Annotated in this window: 21 protein-coding genes and 1 tRNA gene; 5 read left to right on the top strand and 17 right to left on the bottom strand. The window is 68.4% G+C overall.

Features of this window, described 5'->3' with window-relative positions; translation table 11 throughout:
• Window positions 1-116 precede the first annotated feature (116 nt).
• Genes DND132_RS07340 through DND132_RS07325 form a run of 4 tightly spaced genes read right to left on the bottom strand, consistent with a single transcriptional unit; the run spans window position 117 to window position 3,665 of the window.
• Window positions 117-1,349: an alginate lyase family protein gene (locus DND132_RS07340; RefSeq protein ID WP_014322082.1), complete on the bottom strand. Its 1,233-nt coding sequence runs from the start codon at window positions 1,347-1,349 to the stop codon at window positions 117-119.
• Window positions 1,350-1,351: 2 nt separating this feature from the next.
• Window positions 1,352-1,831, bottom strand: a complete 480-nt coding sequence (locus tag DND132_RS17605; RefSeq protein WP_014322081.1) for a GNAT family N-acetyltransferase — start codon at window positions 1,829-1,831, stop codon at window positions 1,352-1,354.
• Complete coding sequence (locus DND132_RS07330) at window positions 1,828-2,670, bottom strand: ABC transporter permease (RefSeq protein WP_014322080.1); 843 nt, start codon at window positions 2,668-2,670, stop codon at window positions 1,828-1,830. The genes DND132_RS17605 and DND132_RS07330 overlap by 4 nt, the downstream gene beginning before the upstream one ends.
• The gene (locus DND132_RS07325; protein WP_014322079.1) at window positions 2,667-3,665 is read right to left on the bottom strand and encodes an ABC transporter permease; all 999 of its coding nucleotides are present in this window, start codon (window positions 3,663-3,665) and stop codon (window positions 2,667-2,669) included. The genes DND132_RS07330 and DND132_RS07325 overlap by 4 nt, the downstream gene beginning before the upstream one ends.
• A 135-nt stretch (window positions 3,666-3,800) precedes the next feature.
• Between DND132_RS07325 and DND132_RS07320 the strand changes: the two genes are divergently transcribed.
• A tRNA-Ala gene (locus tag DND132_RS07320) sits at window positions 3,801-3,876 on the top strand.
• A gap of 304 nt (window positions 3,877-4,180) precedes the next feature.
• On the opposite strand, the gene DND132_RS07315 is transcribed toward DND132_RS07320, so the two are convergent.
• A complete protein-coding gene (locus DND132_RS07315; protein ID WP_014322078.1) occupies window positions 4,181-5,176 on the bottom strand; it encodes a helix-turn-helix transcriptional regulator in 996 nt (331 codons plus the stop codon).
• Between the two features lie 252 nt (window positions 5,177-5,428).
• On the opposite strand from DND132_RS07315, the gene DND132_RS07310 reads away from it, so the two are divergent.
• From DND132_RS07310 to DND132_RS07295, 4 genes are read left to right on the top strand one after another with little or no spacing between them, the layout of a single operon-like run.
• Window positions 5,429-8,005 (top strand): PD-(D/E)XK nuclease family protein, encoded by a 2,577-nt coding sequence (locus DND132_RS07310; protein ID WP_014322077.1) that lies wholly within the window; start codon window positions 5,429-5,431, stop codon window positions 8,003-8,005.
• Window positions 7,995-11,150, top strand: a complete 3,156-nt coding sequence (locus DND132_RS07305) for a UvrD-helicase domain-containing protein (RefSeq protein ID WP_014322076.1) — start codon at window positions 7,995-7,997, stop codon at window positions 11,148-11,150. Before DND132_RS07310 ends, DND132_RS07305 begins: the two co-directional genes overlap by 11 nt.
• A gap of 33 nt (window positions 11,151-11,183) precedes the next feature.
• On the top strand, window positions 11,184-13,292 hold the full coding sequence (locus DND132_RS17600; protein ID WP_014322075.1) for an McrB family protein: 2,109 nt from the start codon (window positions 11,184-11,186) through the stop codon (window positions 13,290-13,292).
• Complete coding sequence (locus tag DND132_RS07295; RefSeq protein WP_014322074.1) at window positions 13,289-14,923, top strand: nuclease domain-containing protein; 1,635 nt, start codon at window positions 13,289-13,291, stop codon at window positions 14,921-14,923. Before DND132_RS17600 ends, DND132_RS07295 begins: the two co-directional genes overlap by 4 nt.
• 188 nt (window positions 14,924-15,111) lie before the next feature.
• Here the strand turns inward: DND132_RS07295 and ureG are convergent, their stop codons facing one another.
• The 12 genes from ureG to DND132_RS07235 form a co-directional block, all read right to left on the bottom strand.
• On the bottom strand, window positions 15,112-15,720 hold the full coding sequence (ureG, locus tag DND132_RS07290) for an urease accessory protein UreG (protein WP_014322073.1): 609 nt from the start codon (window positions 15,718-15,720) through the stop codon (window positions 15,112-15,114).
• 32 nt (window positions 15,721-15,752) lie between these two features.
• Entirely contained in the window at window positions 15,753-16,424 is a 672-nt protein-coding gene (locus DND132_RS07285) for an urease accessory protein UreF (RefSeq protein WP_014322072.1), read from the bottom strand.
• Complete coding sequence (gene ureE / locus DND132_RS07280; RefSeq protein WP_014322071.1) at window positions 16,421-16,894, bottom strand: urease accessory protein UreE; 474 nt, start codon at window positions 16,892-16,894, stop codon at window positions 16,421-16,423. Before ureE ends, DND132_RS07285 begins: the two co-directional genes overlap by 4 nt.
• A gap of 2 nt (window positions 16,895-16,896) precedes the next feature.
• Window positions 16,897-18,600 (bottom strand): urease subunit alpha, encoded by a 1,704-nt coding sequence (gene ureC, locus DND132_RS07275; protein WP_014322070.1) that lies wholly within the window; start codon window positions 18,598-18,600, stop codon window positions 16,897-16,899.
• Window positions 18,601-18,609: 9 nt separating this feature from the next.
• A complete protein-coding gene (locus DND132_RS07270; protein ID WP_014322069.1) occupies window positions 18,610-18,918 on the bottom strand; it encodes an urease subunit beta in 309 nt (102 codons plus the stop codon).
• Window positions 18,919-18,926: 8 nt separating this feature from the next.
• Window positions 18,927-19,229, bottom strand: coding sequence for an urease subunit gamma (gene ureA, locus DND132_RS07265; RefSeq protein ID WP_014322068.1), 303 nt, complete (start codon window positions 19,227-19,229; stop codon window positions 18,927-18,929).
• Window positions 19,230-19,245: 16 nt separating this feature from the next.
• Window positions 19,246-20,100 carry an urease accessory protein UreD gene (locus DND132_RS07260; protein WP_014322067.1) on the bottom strand — a complete coding sequence of 285 codons (855 nt, stop codon included), beginning with the start codon at window positions 20,098-20,100 and terminating at the stop codon, window positions 19,246-19,248.
• The gene (locus tag DND132_RS07255; protein ID WP_014322066.1) at window positions 20,097-21,008 is read right to left on the bottom strand and encodes a LysR substrate-binding domain-containing protein; all 912 of its coding nucleotides are present in this window, start codon (window positions 21,006-21,008) and stop codon (window positions 20,097-20,099) included. The genes DND132_RS07260 and DND132_RS07255 overlap by 4 nt, the downstream gene beginning before the upstream one ends.
• Window position 21,009: 1 nt before the next feature.
• A complete protein-coding gene (locus DND132_RS07250; protein ID WP_014322065.1) occupies window positions 21,010-21,807 on the bottom strand; it encodes an amino acid ABC transporter ATP-binding protein in 798 nt (265 codons plus the stop codon).
• Entirely contained in the window at window positions 21,804-22,487 is a 684-nt protein-coding gene (locus DND132_RS07245; protein WP_014322064.1) for an amino acid ABC transporter permease, read from the bottom strand. The genes DND132_RS07250 and DND132_RS07245 overlap by 4 nt, the downstream gene beginning before the upstream one ends.
• Window positions 22,488-22,495: 8 nt before the next feature.
• Window positions 22,496-23,146 carry an amino acid ABC transporter permease gene (locus tag DND132_RS07240; RefSeq protein ID WP_014322063.1) on the bottom strand — a complete coding sequence of 217 codons (651 nt, stop codon included), beginning with the start codon at window positions 23,144-23,146 and terminating at the stop codon, window positions 22,496-22,498.
• Between the two features lie 76 nt (window positions 23,147-23,222).
• The gene (locus DND132_RS07235; RefSeq protein ID WP_014322062.1) at window positions 23,223-24,074 is read right to left on the bottom strand and encodes a transporter substrate-binding domain-containing protein; all 852 of its coding nucleotides are present in this window, start codon (window positions 24,072-24,074) and stop codon (window positions 23,223-23,225) included.
• Window positions 24,075-24,088 lie beyond the last annotated feature (14 nt).

The following is a 24,088-nucleotide window of genomic DNA, read 5'->3' as shown; positions in this document are numbered from 1 at the left end:
CCCTTTGAGAAAAGGGGTTCCCTCTCCCCTTCCCCCGGACCCCCATCCCCTCTCCTTCCCTAAACTTTTTGGTGCCGTCTTCGGCGGGTCGGCAGGGGGCGGTCCGTGTAATCGTTTCAGTATGCTATGAAGGACGGCTGGCGGGCGAGGGTCTTCGCATCCAGCGCGTCCAGATAATCGAGATAACGGGTGTCTTTATACACCAGAGCCGCGCGGCGGAAAAGGGGAACGTACGGGTGGGGGTCGAAGTCGGGTTCGGACGCGCCGTTCATGGGGCGGTCCTGGGCCAGGAACGGCCCGGCGTGGTCCAGGGCCCGGCGGATGGACTGGCCCGTGGCCGAGGCCCAGCGGTACAGGTCCAGGCCGCACCGCTCGCCCACCGCGGCCAGGACCATGAACGCCTCCAGGTTGAAGAAGGTGTAGTGGCGCGGCCGGGTGCGTTCGAGCTCACGCGGCATGGTCCCGTCGGGCAGGATCTGGGTGGAGATGCGCCGGTTGCCGGTCAGTCCGGCCACCTCGCGGGCCAGCTCGCGGTCGCCGCGAAACAGGGCGAAGACCGCCACCTGGGCGTCGAACCAGGTGCCGTGGTTGTTCAGGGAGGCGGCCTCGGCCCGGCCTGGGTCGCTCCGCAGGAGCCAGCCCAGGTACTGGCCGAACCACTCCCGCAGGCGGCGGGTGTCGGTTCGGGTCCAGGCCTGGGAGGGCTCCAGGAGCCGGACCGCGTCGCACACGGGGATGAGCGTCGCCGTCTCGATGATCCCGGTGCGGTTGCCCTGGTCGAGGCCGGGGCGCATCTGGGCGTGGTCCAGGTCCGGGATCATGCGCGTGGCCGGGTCGCAGAACCAGGCCCGCACGTGGGCCGTGGCGCGCGCGGCGTAGCGCTCGTCGCCCGTGAAATACCAGGCCAGGGCCAGGGTGCGCACCGTCCGCGCCATGCGCGTCAGCCGTCCCCGGTCGTAGCGGTCCGAGTCGGCCTCGGGGTTGCGCTCGCCGTCGCGGCGCACGTAGGGCAGGCCGTTTTTCGCCTGCGGGTCGGGCCACCAGTAGGGGGACAGGGAGCGGTAGGCGCGGGTCATGCGGTTCCCACCGGGTTCGGGCCTGGCCGGGACGGGCTCCACCGCCGCCTTCATGGCCGAGTCGGCCCGGGCCGTGAGCGCGGCCACGGCCCGGCCCACCGTCCGGTCCCGGGCCCAGGCCTGCTGGCGGGCCCGGTTCAGGACCTCGGGCGAGAGCACGATGGTCTCGGGCAGCTCGGTTCCGGCCAGGGCCGGACGCGCGGTCGCCAGGGCGAGCAGGCAGATCAGCAGGCAGATCGGGAAGGGGAAGATAAACGTTGTCGGGCGGCGCATGGTCACGCCCCCGTCGGGGGGAGCGCCTTGACCATGAAGTGGACGCGCTCCCCGGCCAGGTGGTTGGCGGCGGTGTAGGTCCGCTCCACGGCGTAGCCCCGTGCGCGGTAGAAGGCCGCCGCCTTTTCGTTGCGCTGCAGGCAGTCCAGGGTCAGCCGGCCGTATCCTGCCCGGGCGGCGTCCGCCTCGGCATGGGCCAGCAGGGCGGAGCCCACGCCCCGGCCCATGTGGTCCGGGTGGGTCCAGAGGTGGTCCACGTAGTCATCCCTGCGCAGCAGCGCGCCCGCCGGGACGCCGTCCGCTTCGGCGATGAGAAAGTCCGGGCCGTTGGCCTCGGCCACCTGGGCCGGGCGGTCCATGTCCATGAGCCGCTGGAACACGGGCGCGGGCAGGAAGCGGGCGTAGGAGGCCAGCATGGAGTCGCGGATGATCCCGGCGATCAGGGCTTCCTCGCCGGGGCGGGCCTGGCGGATGCGGATCACTGCTTGAGCCTCGGGTCGAGGAGGTCGCGCAGGGACTCGCCGAGCAGATTGTAGCCGAGCACGGTCACCAGGATGGCCATGCCGGGGAAGACCGACAGCCACCAGGCGATGCCCAGGACCTCCTTGCCCTCCATGAGGATGTTGCCCCAGGAGGCGTCGGGCGGCTGCACGCCCAACCCCAGGAAGGAGAGCGAGGACTCGGTCAGTATGGCCCCGGCCACGCCCAGGGTGGCGGAGACCAGCACCGGGCCGAGCGCGTTGGGCATGATGTGGCGGAAGATGATCCGTCCGGCCCCGGCCCCGGCTGCGCGGGCGGCCAGGACGTAGTCCCGCTCGCGGATGGTCAGGGTCTCGGCGCGGACCAGCCGGGCCACGCCCATCCAGCCGGTCAGGCCGATGACGATCATGATGTTGGTCAGGCTCGGCTCCAGGAAGGCGATGACCGCCAGGATGAGGAAGAACGACGGGAAGCAGAGCATGACGTCCACCCCGCGCATGATGATCTCGTCCACCACGCGCCCGAAGTAGCCCGCCACCAGGCCGAGGACCACGCCGATGGAGGTGGCGATGCCCACGGCCACGAATCCGACCCACAGGGACACGCGCCCGCCGAACAGGATGCGCGAGAACACGTCGCGGCCGAGCGCGTCCGTGCCCATGAGGTGGGCCGCCGAGGGCGGCAGGAGCAGGGCGTCCACGTTGATGAAATTGGGGTCGTAGGGCGCGATGAGCGGGGCGAAGACGGCCCCCACGGACATGACCCCGACGATGAGCGCGCCGAGCACGAGCAGGGCGTGGCGCGCCCAGGGCGAGACGCGCTTGAGCGGGCGGCGTTTCATCGATCCCTCCCGCTGCCCACGCGGATGCGCGGATCGGCCAGGCCGTAGCCCACGTCGGCCAGCAGGTTGCCCGCCAGGGTCAGGACCGCGCCGAGCACGAGGGAGCCCATGATCAGCGGGTAGTCGCGGGCCATGACCGCCTGGTAGAAGAGCTGGCCCAGGCCGGGCAGGGCGAAGATGGACTCGATGATCACCGACCCGCCGATGAGGGCCGGGACCGACAGGCCGAGGATGGTGATGACCGGCATGAGCGCGTTGCGCAGGGCGTGCTTGAACAGGACCACGCGGCTGGACAGCCCCTTGGCCCGCGCGGTCATGATGTAGTCCTGGCGCAGGACTTCGAGCATGGACGAGCGCATGAACCGGGACATGCCCGCCCAGGAGCCCGAGGTGTAGATGAAGATGGGCAGGATCAGGTGCTTGGTCACGTCCCACCACTGTTCGGGGCCGGACATGGACGCGAAGCCCATGGAGGTCAGGCCGGAGATGGGCAGGATGGGCCAGGCTATGCCCAGCCAGAGCATGAGCAGCAGGGCCAGCCAGAAGCCGGGCATGGCGAAGCCGATGAAGACGATGACCGTGGAGATCTTGTCGAAGGCCCCGCCACGCCACCAGGCCGCGGCCACGCCGATGGGCACGGCGATGAGCAGGGTCAGGATCAGGGAGGCCACGTTCATGCCGAAGGTCAGGGGCAGCCGCTCCTTGATCTTGTCCCAGACCGGCCGGTGGTCGCCGGACATGGACTGGCCGAAATCGAGGCGCACCAGCCGCTTCAGCCAGCCCACGTACTGCACGTGCAGGGGCTGGTCCAGGCCGTAGAGCTTTTCGAGCTGCAGCCGCGCCTCCACACCCGCCTCGGGGTTGAGCGTGGTCTGCAGGTCCGTGGGCGAGCCCGGGGCCAGATGGATGACCCAGAAGCTGATGACCGTGATCCCGAGAAAGACCACGCCCACCCAGAGCAATTTGATGACGATTTTTTTGAGGACCTGGCCCATTGATTCTCCCAATGATTCCGACCAGCCTCAATTCCTACCGCAAGACCGCGCCCGAATCAATCCACAAGACCGGGCGTTGATTTTCCGGTTGACAACCGTCCGCCCCTTGGATAATTACCCTCCACCCAACGACGTGGGGCTGTAGCTCAGTTGGGAGAGCGCTTGAATGGCATTCAAGAGGTCGTGGGTTCAATTCCCTCCAGCTCCACCACACGAAAATTAAGGGCTTCGGAAATCATCCGGAGCCCTTTTTCTTTGGCCCCAGCGGGAAATAGCCTGGAAACGGGGCTTTTCCGAAATACTTCTCCGTGCGCATCGTATCCCGTGTCGTGTTTTCCCCATTTGAAAGGCGGGACCGAGGCCTGTTCGCTTGTGGGAAATCCCGCATCGACATGCCCCCCCCTTGCAGACCCGAAGTGGAAAATCCTTGCGCAGCCCTTGGCGAGGGAGGCTGCTCGGACTCCGGGGATACGGTGGGCGGTGGCGACCGACGCGTGCAGTCCCTTTCGGGCAGTCTACCTGTAGGCCGCCAGCATGGATTCCATTTTTTCCGCAATGGCCTCCCGCAGTTCCGCCGGTTCCAGGATTTCGGCCAATTCGCCGAAACCGAGGACCCAGGCCAGGACCTCGGACCGGCTGGTGGCGCTCATGGCCAGGTCCAGAGAGCCGTCCTTGCGGAGGGTCACGGCCTGGTCCTCGCTCCAGACCCGTTCGGACACGTAACGGGCCACGCTCTCGTCGAACCGGACGACCACGCGGAATCTCGTCCCCGGCATGAAACCGAAGCTGCCCGCGCCTTCCTCGACCGGCGGGAAATCGTGGACGTCGGCGGTGACCGCGATGTCCACCAGCCGCTGCACCGCGAGGGTTATGGTGTGGCGGATCTCCCACGGGCTCGACGGTGAGACCACGTGCCCCAGGACGTAGAGGGCGTCGTGGAAACAGACCAGCCGCATGGGGGCGAAATGGTACGACTTGGGTTCGGACGCGTTCGCCGCATGGTAGGTCAGTTCGCAGATGTTGCGTCCGTGAACGGCCGCCAGCAGCGCCTCGAGCCGGTCCTGGAACGACGCGTAATCGACCTTCCCCTTTGTCCTGGACGCGGCCACGGGGCGCAGGGCCTCGGCCCGCCGGGACAGGTCGGGCAACATGACGCCCGTCTTGGACAGCGAGTTCCCCACGCTCTCCCGGAGCGAAGGGGGCAGCAGGTGCAGGACGAGATCCCTGCACAGGGCCAGCTTCTGCATCTCCTCCGGGGCCAGCGACAGTTTCGGTCGCTGCTCGGGAAGCACCATCCGGTACCAGCGCTGCCCGCCCTTGCGGAAGGATTCGATGCGCGCCCACGATCCGGCCTCAAGGGCGTCCACCAGCCGCAGGATCGTCTGCTTGGAACAGTCGAGATGCCGGGCCAGACCGGTCAGGGAATAGGTCCGCCCGGTAAACAGCAACAGGCTGTACAGGCTGATCAGCTTCTGCGCCGACGTGGTCGTCGGGTCCAACTTCGGGGGCATGGCGTCACTCCTTGCACTGAAGATATCGGCTCCGTATTCCGTATTCTGGAATTTGCGTCAACGATAATCCTGAAATTGTTCCTGGATAGTTAAAAAGCATCATGTTATCGCCATGTTGAAAATACAACTCGTTGAACGGGAAATCGATGTGTCCCCAACGGCCGCACAGGACGGCGGGTACGTCCGCCGGGACGACAACGCGCACCGGCGGCGCGGAACAGGTGAAACGGACATCGGTCGCAGAGGTTGAATATGGATCTGATTGTTGGCCCCCAGTACGATTCCGGGGCATGGCCCGATGCCCTCGCTGGCAGGGACGCGGCCGAAGGCGTCGCAGTGGTCGGTCCCCTGGGACTCGTTTCGGTCCTGGAGACCCGTTTGGGAATGGCCCCGCAACGGCACAACCAGACGCATCGAATCGCCCAGTTCCAACGGGGGCTGAAGGCCTGCGACGGCAGTCCGGAACCCTTCTATTCGCAGTCGCTCAAGGCCGACGCCTGGTCCACGGCCCGGCATCTTCTCGCCGAACTGGACGGGTTGCGCATGGCGGGCTGGGACGGTTCCGCCGAGACGACGGGCCGTCTGCGGGAGCTGCGCGACGCAGCCCGGGCCGCGGAACTCTCCCCGGGGCTCGCCGAACGCATCGACGCGATCGGCGCGCGCATCGCCGATTGGGGGCTCGGCGGGTTGTCCTCCCTGACGCTTGAGGCGGAACTCCGCCTGTGGCCTTCGGCCTGGCGGCGGCTCTTCGCCCGGCTCGAGGAGGCCGGAGTCCGGTTGATCGAACAGGACGGGGTGCTTCGGGGCCAGGGCTTCCCGGAAGGGAACAGTCCGGCTGTCCGGGTCCTCCGCACGACAAGTCTCGAAGAGGCCGGGGAACTTCTCGCCTCCTGGCTGGACACGCATCCGTCTCCGGAGGACGTCGTGCTCCTGGCGGAAAGCGACGGCCAGTCACTGGACACGGCGCTCAGGCGCCAGGGGCTGCCCGTGACGGGGCAATCCGCGCGGTCCGCGCAGCGGACGGCCTTGCAGTTGTTGCCCATCGGCCTCGCCCTGCTCTGGAAACCGTTTTCCCCCTCGGCCCTGATCGACCTGCTGACCGCCCCCCTGAGCCCGATCCATCCGGTCCTGGCCCGGCATCTCCTGGACGCCCTGACCGCCCATCCCGGCCTCGGCGGCCCCCGGTGGGAAAAGGCCCTCGCGCGGTGCGCGGAATGGGCCGCCGGACGGGAGAACGGCCGGGATCTGCTGGAGGAGGTCGCCTTCTGGACCGGCCTTTCGCGCCACGACCAGCGCAGCCCGGTGGACGCGGGGGCCGTGACGGCCGTCTGCGGGCGGCTTTCGGACTGGGCGGGGAGGATGGCCGCGCCCGATCGGGCGGACGTGCTCGCCGCCGTCTCCGCCATGGCCGGAGAGATGGCCGAGACCCTCGCCCTGACCGGCATGGATGCCGTGACCAAGGCGCAGTTGAGCCGAATCCTCGACAGCGTGGTCGGCGGGGGCGTGAAGGGGCCGGAACGGGCCGAGGCCGCCCCCTGGGCGGTGGTCTCCCGGCCCGGACAGGTCCGGGGACCGGTCGGGACGCTGGTCTGGTGGAATTTCTCCGAGACGCAGCCCCCGAGGCTTTTTCTCCCCTGGACCGGGGACGAACGCGCGACCCTCGGACGGGGCGGCGCGGACCTGCGGGACTTCGACCATGCCCGGCAAATGGAGGTCCGTTCCTGGAAAGCGCCCCTCCGCCATGCGGAGTCCGTGCTCCTGGTCCTGCCGGACAGCGTCCGGGGGCAGGCGGTCGCGCCGCACCCCCTCTGGGACGAGCTGACGGCCGCCCTGGGCGAGGCGGTTCTGGAGGCCGGGACCATCCGCGCGGCGGACGTCCTGCTCGATCCCGCGCCGGAACTGCTCGGCTGCCCGCTGAGCCTGACCGACGTCCGGCCGGGGAACCCGGTGGCCCCCCTCGCGGACTGGCGGCTTCCCCAGGGTCCGGCCGCACGGCGTCCTCGCGAATCACCGTCCGGCCTGATCAATTTTCTCGGCTGTCCGCTGAGCTGGTTCCTCAAGTACATCCTGCGCATCAGACCCGGAAATCTGGCCGAACCGCCCGAGGGCGGGCAGCTCTACGGCAACTTCTGCCATCGCCTGGTCGAGTTGCTGGTCGGGGAGAAGACCGACTGGACGCCGTCCGAGGCCAGGGCAAGGGCGGACAGGCTGTTTGACGCGCTCGTCGCGCAGATGGCCGCGCCCCTGAATGAACCGGGCCGCGAGACCACCCTGCTGGTCTTTCGCGAAAAGGCCCTGGACGCCGTCGAGTGCCTGTTCGCCAGGATTCTTAAAGCGGGACTGAGCATCCACGCGTCCGAACAGGAGAACGTGCGCCGTGACCAGGCGGGCCAGGAGTTCGTAGGATATGTGGACCTGGTGCTCAAGGACGGACACGGCGCGGAGATTCCCTGGGACATGAAGTGGTCGAGCACCAGCCGGCACCGCCGGGAGGAGATGGAGCAGGGGCGCGCCCTCCAGCTCGCGGCCTATTGCTGGCTCCTCGGCGGGGACGGGAAGGACGCGGCCTATTTCATGCTGAACCAGCGGGAGTTGATCAGCACCGACGCCCCCTGGGCCGAGGAACGGGAGTCCGTGGCCGCGGACCTGCCCGGCCTCTGGACCGAAGCGCTCGAGGCCTACCATGCGGGCCAGGCCTCGCTCGATGCGGGCACCTGTCGCGCCCGGGGACTGGACACGCCGGACGAGGCGCCGGGACTGGCCGGGCTGACCGTCAATTGCGGCTTCTGCGACTACGCGGTCCTGTGCGGGAGGGAACATGCCGAATGATCTGACCATACTCAGCGCCAGCGCCGGTTCGGGCAAGACCTACACCCTGACGGGGCTCCTGGCGGGTCTGCTGGACCAGGGCGTCCGGCCCGACGGCGTGGTGGCCACGACCTTCACCAGGAAGGCTGCCTCGGAGCTCTCGGCCAGGGTCCGCTCCCGGCTGATCGCCGCCGGAAAGGCGGACGCGGCCCAATGCATCCAGGACGGATACATCGGCACGGTCAACGCCGTGTGCGGGGCCATCCTCGGGGACTACGCCCTGGAGGCGGGCCTTTCCCCCAACCTGGACGTCCTGCCCGACGGCGAGGATTCGGCCGTGTTCCGTGCGGCCGTGTCCGAGGTGCTGCGCCTCAACACGCCGCCGCTGACGCCCGTGTTGCGGTCCCTCGGCCTGTTCGATCTCCGGGAAAGCTGGGACAAGCCGGTCAAGCGCATCATCGACGCGGCCAGGGCCAACCGGATCGACCGCGCCGAACTCCTCGCCTGCGCCGAAAAATCCTGGGAATCCTTCCGGCAGCTTCTGCCCGAACCCCTCTCTCTCCAGGACGGCCGACGGCTCGACGACGAGTTGCGGCGGGCGGTGGACGAGGCCCTGCGGGACCTCCCCGCTCCTGGAGACGGAACCAAGGCCACGGAAGGGGTCCGGGACCGGCTCCGGATCATCCGGAACAACATGCGCAACGGCGCGCCCGGATGCTGGGGGGACTGGATCTCCCTCGCCAAATTCGCCCCCGGCAAACAGAGCCGGGACATCGTCCAGCCGATCACCGAGCTGGCGGAGCAGGTCCTCGGCCACCCGCGCCTGCACCACGACGTCGAGACCTACATAAGGAAAATGTTCGAATGCGCGTCGGACGCCATGGGCCGGTACCAGCAGTACAAGAAGGATCTCGGCCTGATCGACTTCACCGATCAGGAGGCGCTGACCCTCAGTCTCCTCGAAAACGACGACATCGGGCAACGGCTCCGGGAGCGGCTGGACCTGCTCATGGTGGACGAGTTCCAGGACACCAGCCCCATCCAGCTGGCCCTCTTCCTGCGCCTTTCGCAGGTCGCGGGCAAGTCCGTCTGGGTGGGCGACCAGAAACAGTCCATCTACGCCTTTCGCGGGACCGATCCCGGTCTCATGGACGCCGTGGTCGAAAACGTGGACCGCGTCGAGGTCCTCGGGGAGAGCTGGCGCTCCCAGCCGGACCTGGTTCGCTTCGCCAACGCCTTTTTCGGCGCGGCGATGCGGCCGCACGGCATCCCCGCCGCACAGGTGGAGCTGGTCCCGAAGGTCGTCGAGCTCGAAACGGACGACCCGCACCTGATGTGCTGGCGGCTTCAGGCCAACAACAAGACCGTCGAGGCCGCGTGCCTGGCGAGCGGGATCGTGGACCTGCTCTCGTCGGCCGGGCGTCATGCGGTGCTGGACAAGGCCACCGGCGGGGCGCGTCCCCTGCGGCCGGGAGACATCGCCGTCCTCTGCCTGAAGAATCACGAGTGCGAGCTTGTGGCCGAGGCCCTGAATGACCGGGGCATCCGGGCGGCGGTCCCCCGTCCCGGATTGATGGCCCAGCCCGAGACGCAGCTCGCGCTGGCCGCGTTCCGCTACCTCGCGGACGAGAGCGATCTCCTCGCCGTGGCCGAGATGGCCCGGCTCCTCGCCGGGGAGGAAGGCCCGGACTGGTGGCTCCCTCTGGTACGGCCGGGCGACCTGGAGGCGGTCAAGGAACGGATTCCCGCAATACACAGGCTGGATGCGGCCCGGTCGAACCTGGTCCAGTTGACCGCCGTGGAGACCCTGGACCTCGCCGTCAGCCTCGTCGATGCCCGGCCCGTGGCCAAGTCCTGGCCGCACCCCGGCAACCGGCTGGCCAATCTCGACGCCCTCCGGGGTTATGCCCTGGCCTATGAGGACGCGTGCGGCGCTTCGCGGTCCCCCGCAACGTCGGCCGGACTCCTCGCCCATTTCTCGCGCCTGGCCGCCGACAAGGAGGACAAGCAGGCCGAAGGGGGCGGGTCCGATGCCGTCCAGGTGCTGACCTATCACCGTTCCAAGGGGCTTGAATGGCCGCTGGTGGTCCTGACCGGCATGGACTCCGTGGACAACCCCCGGATTTTCGGCCTGAACGTCTGCTCCGATTCCGAGACCTTCGACATGGACAATCCCCTGGCCGGACGCTGGCTGCGCTTCTGGCCCTGGCCCTTCGGCGCGGGCCGGAGGATTCCCGCCCTGGAGGAGGCCCTCGAAGGCACCGCCGCCCAGCGGCGGGCCGAGGCCATGGAGCGGCGCGAGCGGCTCCGCCTGCTGTACGTCGGCATGACCAGGGCCCGCGACCATCTCGTCCTCGCCGCCCGGATTCCGGGCAAAACCGACGGCACCACCAGTTGGCTGGACGCCTGCGTGGACGAGACCGGGGAAAAGGTGTTCGTCTTTCCCCTGGAGCCGGGTGTCCAGACCATCCGGGTCGGGGCCGACCACCAGGCGCGTATCGATGTGGGCTCCTTCGCCCCGGAGTCGGAAGGCGCGGTCCCGCCGCCTGGAGTCCCGCGCACTCCCGCGCTTCCGGTCGAGCCGGCCGGGCGGGAACCGGCCCGTTTCGCCTTGGGCGGGTACCCGTCAAACGGCACGGTGAGGACCGAGGCCGTCCGGATCGGACCGCCGTACCCCATCGGGAAACGAGAGGACCCGGCCCGCCTGGGCAGTGCGGTGCATGCCTTTCTGGGGGCGGTCCCCGGCGGGCTGGATCGGGCCGTCCGGGAGACGCGGGCGCAGGCCGTCCTGGCCGACTGGGAGCTGTCCGAGGTCGATGCGGCGACCCTGTGCGAGATGCAGGACCGCCTGGCGGCCTTCATCGGGGAGCGGTTCGGCGACCCGGGCGTGCGCACGGAATGGCCGGTGCACCTCCGTCGCGGCCCGGCCAGCGGGGCGGGCTGGGTGGACATGCTCCTCGGCCTGCCCGAGGCCGACGTGATCATCGACCACAAGACCGCGACCGGCTCCGCGGACCGCCTGGAAGCCAAGGCGGCGTCCTACGCCGGGCAGCTTTCGGCCTATGCCGAGGCCATGTCCAAGGCGAGCGGCCGTCCCGTCCGCGAGACCTGGATACATTTCCCCCTGGCGGGGCTCATGGTCAACGTGACCGTTTCGGATGAATAGATTCCCGTCGAGGGACAAGCAAAGGATATGAACATGAGCACGGAAAAGAGGACATACTGGTTTGTCGGCGCGGCCTGGAGCAAGGGCGACCAGGCCGACCGTTTTCTCTCCGAGGGCATCTGGGAAAACGGCTACGACGACAAATACACCGACCATGTGAAGGCCATGAAGCCCGGGGAGCGCATCGCCATCAAGGCCAGCTACACGCGCAAGCGCGACCTGCCCTTCGACAACCGGGGCAGGCCTGTCTCGGTCATGAGCATCAAGGCCGTGGGAACCATCACGGCCAACGACGGCAACGGCAAGACCGTCCAGGTGGACTGGACCCCTGTCGACCCCATCCGCGAATGGTACTTTTACACTTACCAGGGGACCATCTGGAAGGTGGTCGAAGGCTCGTCGTGGATGGCGGACGCCCTGATCGCCTTCACCTTTGACGGCAAGGGGCAGAATTGCGCGCAGTTCCGCAACGAGCCGTACTGGAAGGACCGCTACGGTTCGGACGAGGAACTGGACGCCGACGAGGCCCCCCCGGTCCTGGACCTTTGGCCCGCCAACAAGCAGTTCAAGGGCATAGCGGCAACGAACGGGTACGTGGACGGCTACCGGGAAGCTATCGGCATGACCATCGGCGGCATCGACAAGGAGGAGTTTGCCGAGGTCCTGCGCAACGGTGATTTCTTCAGCCAGTACACCCCGCAGTCCTGTCGAAGCATTTTCAGTATCTTGAAACGGCTGGGCCTCATCGAGCACCGGGGCGGCGGCCTGTGGCATCCCAGCGAGTTGGGCGAGCAGTTCCTCGAATCGGAGCTGCCTGACCTGCTCGTGAAGCGGATGGTCGAGTCGGTATTCGGCTTCGCCCACATCCTGCGCCTGCTCGAACAACAGCCGGTCATGGCCAAAAAGGCGCTCCACGAAGACCTGCGGAAGATCTACCCCCAATGGACCACCGACTTCGCGCCCAGCTCCCTGGGGGCCTGGGCAAAGGGGCTCGGGCTCATCAATGAGGAGGACAAGGAATACAGCCTGACCGACTACGGCCGCTACTGGGCCTCGGCCCTGCCGGAGAGCATCCCCACCCCGTCCCTGCCCGTACAGCAACCGCCCCGGCACGTCGAAGAGGAAGAGGAGGAAGCGGTCTCCTGGCCCTCCCTCCAGGATATCGCCGAGCGCTTCGCCACCGATCCGGAGCTGAAGAAATACGTCTTTTCCGAGAACCAGCTCAATTCCCTCCACCTCGCCTGGCATTGTCTGGACAAGAAGCGCTTCGTCATCCTCTCCGGGCTGTCCGGTACGGGAAAGACCGCGCTGTTGCGGCACTACGCCCGCATGTACTGCGATCTGGCGGGGGTCGATCCCGAAGAGCACATGGCCGTGGTCGCGGTCTCCCCGGACTGGCGCGACCCCTCGGGGCTGCTCGGCTATCTCAACGCGCTGCACGCCGACCCGACCTTCCAGGCGGAGCCCGGACTGCGCGTCGTGCTCGGGGCGGCCCAGCACCCGGACCAGCCCTACTTCCTCATCCTCGACGAGATGAACATGGCCCGGGTGGAGCGCTATTTCGCCCCCTTCCTGTCGGCCATGGAGATCGACGGCGCATTGAGCCTCCACGCCAACGAGGACTACGTCAACGACGTGCCGCCCTCCATCCCCTGGCCGCGCAACCTGTTCGTGGGCGGGACCGTGAACATGGACGAGACCACCCATCCCTTCAGCGACAAGGTGCTGGACAGGGCCTTCACCTTCGAATTCTGGGACGTGGAGCTCGAGGGCTTCTTCGACCGGCAGCCCCCGGAGCGGCGGATGCCCGAGGTGGAGAAGCTGCTCATCGCCCTGCAGGGTGAACTGAAGGCCATCCGCCGCCACTTCGGCTACCGGGTCGCCGACGAGATGCTCGCCTTCGTGGGCAGTTGCGCGAACAACGGCCTGACCGACCAGAGCGTCGCCACCGAGCTGCTCGACCAGGCCGTCTTCTCCAAGATCCTGCCGAGGTTGCGCGGCGAGGAGAGCCCGAGCCTACTCAATGCCCTCGGGAACGTGCGGCACATCTGCCAGGAGAACGGCCTGACCAAGAGCGCGGCCAAGATCGAGAGCATGACGGAACAGCTTTCGGCCACCGGCGTGACGAGATTCTGGGCATGATCGAGTGCAGCGTGTTCTGCGCGGGCGAACGCATCGGCCCCGAGTTCGGCAGCCTGCGCCTGGAGGAAAACGCCTCCTACGAGGTCGTCGTCGAGACCGGCCCGGATGCCCGGCTGTGGCTCGACCACCTGCCGCTTCCGGCCGTTGCCGCCGGGCGCTTCGCCCTGACGACCGGCTTCTGGGTCGGCGACAGCCTGCTGCGCGTCGAGTCGGAAGGGGAGCGGGCCGAGTATCCGGTCCGCGTCCGGCCGTCGGGATACAAATTGCTCCAGGGCGAATGGCAGGCCATGCTGGCCGACGTCGAGACCTGGCTGAGCGGGGCGAGCGTCGGCATGGAGGGCGGCCAGGGCGGCAGCGCCGACGTGCACGGCGGGGCGTCCCCGCAGTTCCTGACCGTGGCGCTGCTGCCGCTCGTCCGCGCCCTTGTCGAGAGCCTGACCGCCATCTGCACCTCGCCCCGGACCAAGGACGCGGGCTACTGGGCCGACGTGGAGCTGCGGCGCATGCGCAAGGCGGGCCGCGAGGCCGTTTCCTGGGTCAGCCGCCACCCCGAAGTCGGGGCCTGGCTCGACCCCTGGAAGCGGCTGGAGCTGCTCGGCGACGAACCGCTCGTGCCGCTGCGCCGGGTCCAGGAGACCATCGACCATCCCGCCAACCGCTATGTGCTCTGGCTCGCCGGGCGCGCGGCCAGGCGGCTCGAGTCCGTGTCCACGGCCCTGCGGGAGATGGCCGAACGCTATCCGGGCAACGACAGCGCCCCCTGGTGCCTGGCGCGATCCTCGGCCATGGAAGCGGCCGCAGCCTCCGTGCGCCGGGCGATCCGCCGGTCCCCCCTGCGCCACCTGACCCCGCGCCCACCGAGTGAAGCCGCCCTGCTCGTGGTCCTGGACGACCCCGTCTACGCGCGCTTCCACAATCTCGGCCGGTTGTTCTGTTCGCCGCGTTTCAACCTCGACGGCAACGCCGCCCAGCTGGGCGCGCCGGTCCGGCCGAGTTTCGAACTGTACGAGATATGGTGCTTCCTCTCGGTGGTCGAGGGGTTGCGTAACGCATTGCCCGGCTGGTCCTGGATCACGCGCGGGTACGGCAGGATCCTCGATCTCGGCAGTTCCGGCGCGGGCGCGGCGGCGTGCGGCGTCGCCCCGGACGGGACGCGGGTCGAGGTCGAGTTCAACGCCGTCTTCCCGGGCTTTTTCGCCCGCTCAAACGCCAAACGCTGGTCCCTGTCGTCCGAACGGCGGCCCGACATCGTCCTGTCGGTGCGCCGTCCGTCCGGCGACGGGTGGTGGGCTTGCCTGGACGCCAAGTACCGGGTGGGCCGGGCCAACCTCGGCAACGCCTTCGCCTCGGTCCACATCTACCGCGACGCCCTGGTCTGGGAGGACCTGGGCGGGTCGCCCGTCTGGTCGTTCCTCCTTTCGCCCAAGGCCGGGGACGACACGCGGGAGTGGTTTTCGCCCGCCTTCCGCGAGACCTTCGCGCGCGGGGTCTGGGAGCTTCGGCCCTCGGCAACCAATGACCGCGAACTCGAGGCATGGCTCGCCTCGGCCGTCGGGCAACAGGACGGGCCCCCCTGCGTCCCCCCGGCGCCGACCAACCCCGCCGACCACGTCCCGCATCAGGAGGGGTGACGGAGGAGAGGGGATCGCGGGAAGGGCATGCAGGAGGTCGCGGGTTCGATTTCCTGCGGCTCCGTCACGGAAAGACAGAGGGCTTCGGATACGTATCCGAAGCCCTCTGTCTTTGGAGAATTTTCATAACCACGGCCCCCGACGGGTCCCCGGAGTCTTCCCGGCGGTCGCCGGAGCCTTTCGCTCGGCTAGGCGTCCAGGAGGCCTTCCCGCTTGATGAAGGCGATGATCTCGTCCAGGCCCTGTTTCGTCTTCATGTTGCTGAAGACGAACGGCTTGTCGCCGCGTTGGGTCCGGGCGTCGCGGGCCATGACCTCGAGGGACGCGCCCACCAGGGGGGCCAGGTCGGTCTTGTTGATAACCAGCAGGTCGGTGCGGGTGATGCCGGGGCCGCCCTTGCGCGGGATCTTGTCGCCCGCGGACACGTCGATGACGTAGATGGCCAGGTCCGCCAGCTCGGGGCTGAACGAGGCGCTCAGGTTGTCGCCGCCGGATTCGACCATGACCAGTTGCAGGGCCGGGAACTGCGCGCACAGCTCCTCCACCGCCGCCAGGTTGGCCGAGGCGTCCTCGCGGATGGCCGTGTGCGGGCAGCCGCCGGTCTCCACGCCCCGGATGCGCTCCGGGGGCAGGGCCGCGCGGCGGGTCAGGAACTCGGCGTCCTCGCGGGTGTAGATGTCGTTGGTGACCACGGCGATCTCGTAGTCGTGGCGCAGGGCCAGGCAGAGCTGTTCGATGAGCGCGGTCTTGCCGGAGCCGACCGGGCCGCCGATGCCGAGACGAAGGGCTTGGGACATGTCCATGTACCTCGAAAGACGCGGACGGCCCGTCAGGAACGGAACAGCCGCGTGCGTTGGATTTCGTGCAGGGCCGAGGCCATGACCTGGCCGGGGGCCGTGCCGCCGACCTCGGCGTCGGGAAGTTCCAGGGCCAGCTCCACCAGCCCGGGAATCAGCCCGGCCGCCCCGGACAGGATGCGCTGTCCGGAGGTCTGGCCCAGGGGGACCAGCTTGATGGCCGCGGCCGCCTGGTTTTCGGCCCAGGCAAAGAGCAAGGCCGCGCTCAGGTCCCCGGTTTCGATCCCCCAGCGGGCCCCGGCCAGGGCGAACAGGGCGGCGAAGGTGCGTCGGGGAAAGGTCGTCCACGCCCCGGCTTCGTCCAGGTCCAGGTCGCGCAGCAGCCGGGCCAGGGCCGCCCCGGTCTGCAACTCCTCCTGCCGCAGCTCGGCGGTTTCCCGCGAGGCCAGGAGGCGGGCGGACCAGCGGCGGACTTCGGCCTCGTCGTCGTCGAGCCAGGCGCGGTGCATGCGGATCAGGCAGGGCAGGTCCAGGCGGGCCGGGCCGTGCTCCATGACCCCGAAGATCCAGGATGCGGCCGCCGCCTCGTCTTCCAGCCCGTGTTCCGCGCCCCATTCGAGCCCCTGGGAATAGGCAAAGGCGCCCACGGGCAGGGCCGGGCTGGCCAGTTGCAGCAGGCGGAGCAGCTGGGGGGACGGCCTCATGGGCGGCTCCCGACGTACACGGGTTCGCAGTTCAGCCGGATGTGGGGCATGTGGTAGGCCCCGGCCTCGGGATGGAACGGCCCCATGAGCGCGGTCACGGCAAAGCCCATGGTGCGGAGCATGTCGTCCACCACCGGATCGTGGATGTAGCGGATGCGGCCGAGGCCGATCTCCAGGGGCACGTGCCGGTTGCCCAGGTGGAAGCAGGCCATGGCCATGGCCTGGCCGTCCGCGAAGCACGCCTCGGACAGGGGCTCGATGTCGGCCCGGACCAGGACCCTGCAGCCGTCCTCGGCCAGCAGGACGTCCCCGTCGCGCAGCACGGTGCCGCGCGGCAGCAGCAGCCCGGCCTCGCGCCCGGAATCCAGGCGCACGCGCTGGCGGGACCGCGCCCGCAGGTGGTGCGGGAGGGTCAGGGCGTCGTCGGTGCGGCCGTCCGGCGCGGCCAGGATTTCGCGGATGCGCAGCATGGCTAGAACAGGAAGTAGCGCTGGGCCAGGGGCAGGACGGCCGCCGGTTCGCAGGTCAGCAGCTCGCCGTCGGCCCGGACCTCGTAGGTCTGCGGGTCCACCTCGATGGTCGGGGTGTAGCCGTTGTGGACCATATCTCTTTTTTGCACCAGACGGCAGCCGGAGACCGGGGCCAGGCGCTTGGCCAGGCCGTACCTGGCCCCCACGCCGAGTTCCAGGGCGGCCCGGGACACGAAGGTCAGTGAGGTGGCGGCCAGGGCCCGGCCGAAGGTCGCGAACATGGGCCGGTAGTGGACCGGCTGCGGGGTCGGGATGGAGGCGTTGGGGTCGCCCATGGGCGCGGCCGCGATGACCCCGCCCTTGATGACCATGTCCGGCTTGACCCCGAAGAAGGCCGGGTTCCAGAGGACGATGTCGGCCAGCTTGCCGACCTCCAGGGAGCCGACCTCCTGCTGGATGCCGTGGGCCAGGGCCGGGTTGATGGTGTACTTGGCGATGTACCGCTTGGCCCGGAAGTTGTCGTTGCGGTCCGAGTCCTCGGGCAGGGGCCCGCGCTGGGCCTTCATCTTGTGGGCCGTCTGCCAGGTGCGGGTGATGACCTCGCCCACCCGGCCCATGGCCTGGGAGTCCGAGGCGATCATGGAGAACGCGCCCAGGTCGTGCAGGATGTCCTCGGCCGCGATGGTCTCGCGCCGGATGCGCGACTCGGCGAAGGCCACGTCCTCGGGGATGGAGGCGTCCAGGTGGTGGCAGACCATGAGCATGTCCAGGTGCTCGTCGGCCGTGTTCACGGTGTAGGGCCGGGTCGGGTTGGTGGACGAGGGCAGCACGTTCTGCTGCCCGCAGGCCTTGATGATGTCCGGGGCGTGGCCGCCGCCCGCGCCCTCGGTGTGGTAGGCGTGGATGGTCCGCCCACGGAAGGCGGCCAGGGTGTTCTCCACGAAGCCGGACTCGTTCAGGGTGTCGGTGTGGATGGCCACCTGGACGTCGTACCGTTCGGCCGCGTCCAGGCAATTGTCGATGGCCGCCGGGGTGGTGCCCCAGTCCTCGTGCAGCTTGAGGCCCATGGCCCCGGCCTCGAGCTGTTCGTTCAGGGAGCCGGGCAGGGAGGCGTTGCCCTTGCCCAGCCAGCCCAGGTTCATGGGCAGCCCGTCCGAGGCCTGGAGCATGCGCATGATGTTCCACGGGCCGGGCGTGCAGGTGGTGGCGTTGGTCCCGGCCGCCGGGCCGGTGCCGCCGCCTATCATGGTGGTCACGCCCGACATGAGCGCGTCCTCCACCTGCTGCGGGCAGATAAAATGGATGTGCGAGTCGATGCCGCCCGCCGTGGCGATGAGCCCCTCGCCCGCGATGGCCTCGGTGCCGGGGCCGACCACGATGTCCACGCCGGGCTGGGTGTCGGGGTTGCCCGCCTTGCCGATGGCGTGGATGCGGCCGTTTTTGAGGCCGATGTCCGCCTTGACGATGCCCCAGTGGTCCAGGATCAGGGCGTTGGTGATGACCGTGTCCACGGCCGTGTCGTTGGCCGCCTGGGACTGGCCCATGCCGTCGCGCAGGACCTTGCCCCCGCCGAACTTGACCTCTTCGCCGTACACGGCGTGGTCCGCCTCGACCTCGATGATCAGGTCGGTGTCGCCCAGCCGGACGCGGTCGCCCGTGGTCGGGCCGAACATGTCGCCGTAGGTCCTTCTGTCGATCTTTGCCATGCCGCCCCCCTAGTCCAGCTTGCCCATGACTTTGGCGTTGAATCCGTACACTTCCCGTTTGCCCGCCAGGGCCACCAGCTCCACGTCGCGGGTCTGGCCCGGCTCGAAGCGCACGGCCGTGCCCGCCGGGATGTTCAGGCGGAAGCCCCTGGCCCGGTCGCGGTCGAAGACCAACCCCTCGTTGGTCTCGAAGAAGTGGTAGTGCGAGCCCACCTGGATGGGCCGGTCGCCCGCGTTGGCCACGGTCAGGGTCACGGTCGCGCGGCCCGCGTTCAGTTCGATCTCGCCGTCGGCGTAGAGGATTTCTCCGGGAATCATGGCGCGCCTCACAGGATGGGGTTGTGGACGGTGACCAGCTTGGTGCCGTCCGGGAAGGTGGCCTCCACCTGGACCTCGCGGATCATCTCGGGGATGCCGTCCATGACGTCCTCGCGGGTCAGCAGGGTGGTGCCGTAGTCCATGAGTTCGGCCACGGTCCGGCCCTCGCGGGCGCCTTCCAGGATGGCCGAGGCGATGAAGGCCATGGCTTCGGGATAGTTGAGTCGGAGGCCCCGCTCCTTGCGCTGGGTGGCCAGCATTCCGGCGCAGAAGATCAGCAGCTTGTCCTTTTCTCTGGGAGAGAGCTTCATGCCCGCGCTCCTTGGTTTACGTGTTCCAGACCCTGGGGGGGCAGGCCGCCCGGCCCAGGCGTTCGAGTCGCATGGCGTCCCAGGCGGCGGCGAGCAGGCCGCGCACCCGGAAGGCGTTGTCGCCCATGACCCGGCAGACGGTCAGGCCGTCGAATCGGGTCAGGGAAAATCGTTCGTCGCGGACCTCGCGCGCGGCGCGTTCGCGGATGCGCTCCGCCAGGGCGGGGTCGTCCACGGTCCCGGCCAGGGTGCCGAAGACCGTGTGCCCGCAAAGCCCCCACGGCTCGCGCAACAGGGCGGAGCCGCCCTCGAAGCGCGCCCGTTCGAGCAGGACCGGCTCCCCGTCGCGGTATATCTCCAGGGTCTGGACGAAAAACCCCCGGTCGAAGGGGGCGTTCGACGCGGGCAGGCCGAGGCAGATCACCTCCCAGCCGAAAAAGGCGGCGTCGCCCGCCAGGTCCACCCTGGTAGAGAGCCGGGCGTCGGCACCGGGGTAGACGATGGTCTCGAGGGGCAGCCAGTCCAGGGCCCCGCCGGGGGCCACGGCCAGCCGCTGTTCCTGGACGGCCGCCGGACCGGCCGTGCGGTAGAACTTGCCCGCCGAGGGCGTGGTCACCAGGCCGTGCGCGCCGCTTTCGGCCCGCACGTCGAACAGCAGCCGGTCCCCGCCGACCACGCCGCCTGGCGGGTGCAGGGCGTAGACGTGGCAGACGTCGCGCTCCGGGTAGAAGGGGCGCTGCATGGCCAGGGGCCCGCGATGGCGGCGGCGGGCCGGGACGGTCCGCCCGCCCGACCGGGCGAAGTCGAAGCCGAGCTCCGCCTTCCAGCCCGAGGGAGCGGCGGATTCCGGGCGGGCGACGGGCCGGATCAAAAGACCATCCCTCCCCGGAAGAGCGCGGCCTGTTCCTTGGCCCATTCGTAGAACTTGCGGATGGCCACGCGCTTCAGGCTCGACTTGGGGCAGGCCAGGTAGAAGCCGTCCTCCAGGGTGACCTGCTCGAAGGGCCGGACCAGCCGCCCGGCGGCCAGGTCGTCGGCCACCAGGGAATAGCGGCTCAGGGCCACGCCCTGCCCGGCCAGGGCGCTCTCGCAGACCATGGCCAGGGTGCTGAAGGCCGGTCCCGCGCCGTCCTGGGGCAGGGACATGCCCAGGGCCGCGAACCAGGCGTCCCAGTTGGTGCTGTAGATGGCCTGGGGCACGGAGTCGTGCAGCAGGTAGCCCCCGCGCAGGTCCCTGGGGGTGTTCAGGGCGTGCTCGCGCATGAAGTCGGGCGTGCACACCGGAAAGATGGCGTCGTGGAACAGGAAGCTCTGGTCCCATTCGGGGTGGTCGGTCTTGCCGTAGGTGAAGGCCACGTCCACCCCGTCGTGCAGGAAGTCGGGCCGGGCCAGGTCCGCATCGACCACGATGTTCAGCTCCGGGGCCCACTGGCGCAGCTTGATGACCCTGGGCAGCAGCCAGCGGGCGGCGAAGGACGGCAGGGCGCGCACGGTCATCTGGGCCAGCTGGCGCGTGTCGTCGAGCTCCTGGAGGGTCTGCTCGATGCGCCCCAGCCCTTCGCGCACGGCGGTCCACAGCCGGGCCCCCTTGTCGGTCAGGGCCAGCCCCCGCGCGCGGCGTTCGAAGAGCCTGAAGCCGATCCCGGCCTCCAGCTTGGCCACCTGCTGGCTGACCGCGCTCTGGGAGATGCCCAGCTCGGCGGCGGCGCCGGTGAAGCTCAGGTTGCGCGCGGCGGCGGAAAAGAAACGCAGGCTGTCCAGGGACTTGAGTTTTTCCATATCAGCTCAACCCCGCGTTGCGCTCGGCCCAGGTGGAGAGGAAGGCCTGAAGGCGCGGGCTCTTGGGGTGCTCGAACAGCTCGCTCGGCGGCCCGGACTCCTCGATGACCCCGTCGGCCAGGAACACGACCTTGTCTGCCACCTGGGCCGCGAAGCCCATCTCGTGGGTGACCACGATCATGGTCATGCCCTCGTCCGCCAGGTCGCGCATGACCGCGAGGACCTCGCCCACCAGCTCCGGGTCCAGGGCCGAGGTGGGCTCGTCGAAGAGCATGATGGACGGCTCCATGCCGAGCGACCGGGCGATGGCCACGCGCTGCTGCTGGCCGCCGGACAGGCTGGCCGGGTACTGGTGTTCCTTGCCGGTCAAACCGACCTTGCCCAGAAAGTGCAGGGCCTTCTCCTCGGCCTCTCGCCGGTCCATCCTCTTGACCAGGACCAGGGGGGTCATGACGTTCTTGAGCACGGTCATGTGCGGCCACAGGTTGAACTGCTGGAAGACCATGCAGACGTTCTTGAGGGCCGCGCAGCGGTCCTGCTGGACCTTGGGCGTGGTCGGGTCCGAGGCGGACAGGGCGCTGAAGACCTCCCCGCCGATGATGATCTTGCCCTCGTCGAAGATCTCTAGGGAGTTGATGCAGCGCAGCATGGTGCTCTTGCCGGACCCGGAGCCGCCGATCAGGCAGACCACCTCCCTGTTCTTGACCTGCAGGTCGATGCCCTTGAGCACGGTGTTGTCACCGAAGGACTTCCACAGGTTGATGAGCTGGACTTCACAGGTTTCGTCTACGGTCTTCATGGCTTTTCCGGGGCTTGAGGTTGACGGGCGAGATAGACCATCTGCCGGGCCTCCCAGGCCCGGCCGCCCATGGAGATGCCCTGGACGATGAGCCAGTAGGCCGCGGCCAGGAGCAGGTAGGGCTCGACGATGGAGAAGGTCGTGGTCGAGACCTTGACCGCCGCGGTGGTCAGCTCGGGCACGGTGATGATGGACAGGATGGCCGATTCCTTGACGATGATGATCGCCTGGTTGGTCAGGGGCGGCAGGATCAGGGTGAGCATCTGGGGCAGCTGGATGTGCCGGACGATCTGCCACCGGGACAGGCCCAGGTCGCGGGCCGCCTCGATCTGTCCGGGGGGGATGCTCTGGAATCCGGCCCGGTAGATCTCGGCGAAGTAGGCCCCGCCGTAGGCGGCCAGGCCGAGGATGCCCGTGGCGATGGCCGACAGGCGCAGGCCGAAGAGCGGGCCGCCGTAGAAGAGCAGGAAGAGCTGGACCAGGAGCGGGGTCCCCCGGAAGATGTTCACGTAGAGGCGGCAGGCCGCGCGCAGGAACTTGAGGTTCGCGCGCCCGGCGGCGTACAGGACCAGCCCCCAGGCCAGCCCGCCGAGGATGCCCGCGGCGCAGACCAGGACGGTGTAGACCAGCCCCTTGAGGAAGAGCGGGTAGTATTCGAGGATGATGGAGACGTCGAACATGGTGCCGCCTATGTCCTTTTCAGCCTGCGCTCGAGCACGACGCCGAGGTGGCTGATGGAGTAGGTCATGACGAAATACATGGCCCCGGCGGCCAGGAAGAACTCGATGGGCCGGAAGGTGGTGGAGGCCAGGGTCTGGGAGATGCGCATCAGGTCGGTCACGGCGATGGTCGAGATGAGCGCGGAGTTCTTGAGGATGTCGATGGACTCGTTGACCAGGGCCGGGAGCGTGGCCCGGAAGACCTGCGGAATCTGGATGTGCAGGCGGATCTGCCAGGTGGTCAGGCCCAAGTCGCGGGCCGCCTCGATCTGCCCGTGGGGCATGGACTGGAACCCGCCGCGCAGGATCTCCGACTGGAAGGCGGCGGTGTTCATGGACAGGGCGATGATGGCCGCGGCCACAGAGGGGATGAAGATGCCGAACAGGGGCAGGAAATAGAAGATGATGGCCAGCTGGACCAGCAGGGGCGTGCCCCGGAAGAAGCTCACGTAGGCCGTGATGGACCGCTTGAGCAGGCGGTGCTCGGAGAACCGGCCGAAGCAGAGCAGGTGGCCGATGACGAAGCCGATGATGATGGACACGAAGGATATCCAAAGCGTCCGCCAGGCCCCGACCATGAGCTCCGGGATGTGTCCCCATATGATGGTGAAGTCGAACATGCCTTGCCTTTCGTCGCGTTGAAACGTTGCGGCTCCCCCGGAGGGCGGGCTGCCCTCCGGGGAGGCCGGTTGCCTGCTAGTTGACCGGTTCCGGCACCTTGTCCATGGGCACGTCCATGGTGAACCCGAACCACTTCTTCTGGAGCTCGGCCATCTTGCCGTTCTCGTTCAGCTTGCGGATGCTGTCGCTGAAGAACTGGACCAGGGAGGCGCTCTCCGCGTCCTTGCGTCCGGCCCAGGCGAAGTAGGTCGGCGGGCCGAAGGGCGGCATGACGATCTCGAAGACGTCCGGGCGCTCCTTGACCAGCGGGGCCAGGTTCGGGACGGTGTTGATGACCGCGTCCACCCGCTTGCCGGCCAGGGCGGCGTAGGCGTCGTCGCTGGAGATAAACTCCTGGAGCTCGGCCACGCCCTTGCCGTACTTGGGAATCAGGACTTCCTTCTCGTAGTCCTTCAGGGCGGTGAAGTAGGGGGCGGCGCCCGCCTGGATGCCGATGATCCGTCCGGCCATGTCCTCGCCGGACTTGATGGAGTCGTCACCGGCCCGCTTGACGATGGTCAGGGCGGCGGTGGAGAAGGGCAGGGTGAAGGCGTACTTGGCCGCCCGTTCCTTGGTGATGGTCAGCGAGGTGCACACGAAGTCGTACCGCTTGGCGACCAGGCCCGCCAGGATGCCCTGGTAGGGGAGGTCCAGCTGGTTGAGTTTGACGCCGGGCAGATCCTTCATGATCTCGTCCAGCAGGTCCTTGCTGTAGCCGACGATCTTCCCGTCCTTGAGCATCTCGAACGGGGCGAAGCGCGCTTCGGTGGCGACGACCAGTTCGCCGCGTTCCTTGACTTCGCTGAGCAGATCCTTGGCCTGGGCCTGTACGCCCAGCATCAAGAAGCATGCCAGCATGAGGGCAACGAATTTGAATCCACGAATCATGACAACTCTCCTGT

It is taken from the genome of Pseudodesulfovibrio mercurii, from assembly GCF_000189295.2.
GTDB classification, from domain to species: domain Bacteria; phylum Desulfobacterota; class Desulfovibrionia; order Desulfovibrionales; family Desulfovibrionaceae; genus Pseudodesulfovibrio; species Pseudodesulfovibrio mercurii.
This window is presented reverse-complemented; position numbering and strand designations above follow the sequence as displayed.

What these genes read in the sequence shown, in the direction of transcription:
- DND132_RS07285 (WP_014322072.1), bottom strand. Translation starts at nt 16,424, where the DNA reads ATGAGGCCGTCCCCCCAGCTGCTCCGCCTGCTGCAACTGGCCAGCCCG.
- DND132_RS07235 (WP_014322062.1), bottom strand. Translation starts at nt 24,074, where the DNA reads ATGATTCGTGGATTCAAATTCGTTGCCCTCATGCTGGCATGCTTCTTG.
- DND132_RS07315 (WP_014322078.1), bottom strand. Translation starts at nt 5,176, where the DNA reads ATGCCCCCGAAGTTGGACCCGACGACCACGTCGGCGCAGAAGCTGATC.
- DND132_RS07325 (WP_014322079.1), bottom strand. Translation starts at nt 3,665, where the DNA reads ATGGGCCAGGTCCTCAAAAAAATCGTCATCAAATTGCTCTGGGTGGGC.
- DND132_RS07245 (WP_014322064.1), bottom strand. Translation starts at nt 22,487, where the DNA reads ATGTTCGACGTCTCCATCATCCTCGAATACTACCCGCTCTTCCTCAAG.
- DND132_RS07340 (WP_014322082.1), bottom strand. Translation starts at nt 1,349, where the DNA reads ATGCGCCGCCCGACAACGTTTATCTTCCCCTTCCCGATCTGCCTGCTG.
- DND132_RS07330 (WP_014322080.1), bottom strand. Translation starts at nt 2,670, where the DNA reads ATGAAACGCCGCCCGCTCAAGCGCGTCTCGCCCTGGGCGCGCCACGCC.
- DND132_RS07295 (WP_014322074.1), top strand. Translation starts at nt 13,289, where the DNA reads ATGATCGAGTGCAGCGTGTTCTGCGCGGGCGAACGCATCGGCCCCGAG.
- DND132_RS07310 (WP_014322077.1), top strand. Translation starts at nt 5,429, where the DNA reads ATGGATCTGATTGTTGGCCCCCAGTACGATTCCGGGGCATGGCCCGAT.
- DND132_RS07255 (WP_014322066.1), bottom strand. Translation starts at nt 21,008, where the DNA reads ATGGAAAAACTCAAGTCCCTGGACAGCCTGCGTTTCTTTTCCGCCGCC.
- DND132_RS07250 (WP_014322065.1), bottom strand. Translation starts at nt 21,807, where the DNA reads ATGAAGACCGTAGACGAAACCTGTGAAGTCCAGCTCATCAACCTGTGG.
- ureA (WP_014322068.1), bottom strand. Translation starts at nt 19,229, where the DNA reads ATGAAGCTCTCTCCCAGAGAAAAGGACAAGCTGCTGATCTTCTGCGCC.
- ureG (WP_014322073.1), bottom strand. Translation starts at nt 15,720, where the DNA reads ATGTCCCAAGCCCTTCGTCTCGGCATCGGCGGCCCGGTCGGCTCCGGC.
- ureE (WP_014322071.1), bottom strand. Translation starts at nt 16,894, where the DNA reads ATGCTGCGCATCCGCGAAATCCTGGCCGCGCCGGACGGCCGCACCGAC.
- DND132_RS07305 (WP_014322076.1), top strand. Translation starts at nt 7,995, where the DNA reads ATGCCGAATGATCTGACCATACTCAGCGCCAGCGCCGGTTCGGGCAAG.
- DND132_RS17600 (WP_014322075.1), top strand. Translation starts at nt 11,184, where the DNA reads ATGAGCACGGAAAAGAGGACATACTGGTTTGTCGGCGCGGCCTGGAGC.
- DND132_RS07270 (WP_014322069.1), bottom strand. Translation starts at nt 18,918, where the DNA reads ATGATTCCCGGAGAAATCCTCTACGCCGACGGCGAGATCGAACTGAAC.
- ureC (WP_014322070.1), bottom strand. Translation starts at nt 18,600, where the DNA reads ATGGCAAAGATCGACAGAAGGACCTACGGCGACATGTTCGGCCCGACC.
- DND132_RS07240 (WP_014322063.1), bottom strand. Translation starts at nt 23,146, where the DNA reads ATGTTCGACTTCACCATCATATGGGGACACATCCCGGAGCTCATGGTC.